This window comes from Atopococcus tabaci DSM 17538, assembly GCF_000429585.1.
GTDB lineage: Bacteria > Bacillota > Bacilli > Lactobacillales > Carnobacteriaceae_A > Atopococcus > Atopococcus tabaci.
On sequence record NZ_AUCD01000120.1, the window covers coordinates 1 to 1949 of the forward strand.

The following is a 1949-nucleotide window of genomic DNA, read 5'->3' on the forward strand; positions in this document are numbered from 1 at the left end:
TTTTTCAGAAATGGATATCTATCAAGCCGCTCAGGCAATCAATAGAAGGATTAGAGAAGTGATAGGGTTACGTTCATCAGAAGAGTATTTTCTACTCAAGGATTAAAAATGATAAAATTCGCTTGGGAGTTAAATGTTGGTGATCATAAGGAAAAATTCCGAAATTTCACTATAATCAGCAACATTTGACTAAATTCAATCAAATATTATCAATAAATGCTATCAAATGGATTTATCCAATCATGCTTGATTAAATTCGTTAAAGCAGCATTTAGTATCGTTTTCAGAATGTTTATTGATTACGAGAACAAGCCGTACTGCAAGGTTATATAATTTTTGAGTGTACAAACATTTCCCGGCAATAAAATGTTCCAGCTCAATAACGGACAACACGCATCATCGACACAAATATGTTTGCTGAGTCAGGGAGAAGAGAGCAAATAAATTCTCTTTTAAATGTTTATTTTTTGAAAAAAAGAAAAAACACCGAAATAAAGGAATAAATCGATAAATATGGAACGCGAAAGAGCTAAATTTCATAAAGCTGAAAAATCTTTATTTTAGTTTACATAATATATATTATACTAAGTAGAATATTGGAATTCAACGTCTCTTCCACCTGGACTAACCCAAATTTCAGTTGCTTCTCTCGTCCATTCTAAGCTCATTTCAAATTGAATTGCGGTTAGTTATCCGTGAATCGACTTTTAAAGACAATATTCTCTCACTGATCTGATTGCCCTCCGTTTGAATCGTCACTCATAGACAAAACAACTCTTAAATTTCTTTAGATTATTAAGAGTTGTTTTCTATAATTGCTATCTATTGATTGTCGCTCAACCAACTGAAGAAACTATTGAAAATAATGATTGAACTGCTTGGGAAATCTTGTGCTACTTCCGTAAATGGCACGTACATGGAATGAATCGCGTCGTCGCCGATTACAAACAAGTAATAAGCGTTCAACATGACATCAGATTGATCTTTTGCTGGTTGTGACGGCACCATAATTTGTTTGATGGTTTCCCCGTTCAGTTTCATTTCAGCTACTGTAAAGACTTGAGGTTGCAGTTCTTCTAATTCAGACACTGTGGCTATGCTGCTGAGCGTTTCAATATCGTGTGCGGCTGTCTGATTTACTTGATAGTAAGTAGGCGTTACCGAAGAAAACATCAATTGTTCGTCCACAAAATAATACGCGATTTCGGATACATATGGCGATAAATCGGTGGTTTCTGCGAGTTCTTCATCCAAATAGCGATAAAACACCATCTGTTCTGTTTCGTTGATCGGCGCTTCAGCTTTCTCTAAATTGTCGTCCATTAATTGGTCTATTTCAGAAATTGTTGTTCCTTCTGGGTTGTCATAATTTAAAATATCTCCCAAATTGTATTGACTCGTTGCCTTGCTGTAATCAGTCCAAGCTTGATATCCTGTTTCGTTTGTGAATGTTTCTTCATGAACCACTCCATCAAATGTATGCGTCTCACTGCTTTGATTCTCGCTGGTGGTTTCTGTTTCTGTGTTCGCTCCACCGGCTGCTCCGTCATTTGTACCCTCAGCAACGCTTGAATCAGTAGTTTCAGCCGAAGATGACTCTGCATTGGTTTCTTCGCTTTGAACCTCCATAGCCGTATCTACTGAAGTCTCCGCCCCCCTCTTCTGTATCGCCTGTTCCGCACGCCCCCAACAACATGCTGAAAAACAGGATTGCACCTTTCCTCTTCACATATTCCACTCCTTTTTCACAACCAAATAATCATACAATATCATTGTATAGTACTTATAATACCAATGAAAGCGATTAGCTTTTTTGTATATCTGAACATCGAATTTTTAAAAATAAAGATTAATGGCTATGTGTAAAATAGTTGTCGGAAAGTAAAATAGTAGGGTAAGAAATTAAAGTAGACAAAAAGGAAGAAGACCCTTAATCTAGAGATAACCAC

General features: G+C 36.5%; 1 protein-coding gene. It reads right to left on the minus strand.

Going from position 1 to position 1949, the window contains the following annotated elements; genetic code table 11:
* Window positions 1–822 precede the first annotated feature (822 nt).
* On the minus strand, window positions 823–1629 hold the full coding sequence (locus tag G470_RS0111570) for a hypothetical protein (protein WP_028274927.1): 807 nt from the start codon (window positions 1627–1629) through the stop codon (window positions 823–825).
* Window positions 1630–1949: the final 320 nt, after the last annotated feature.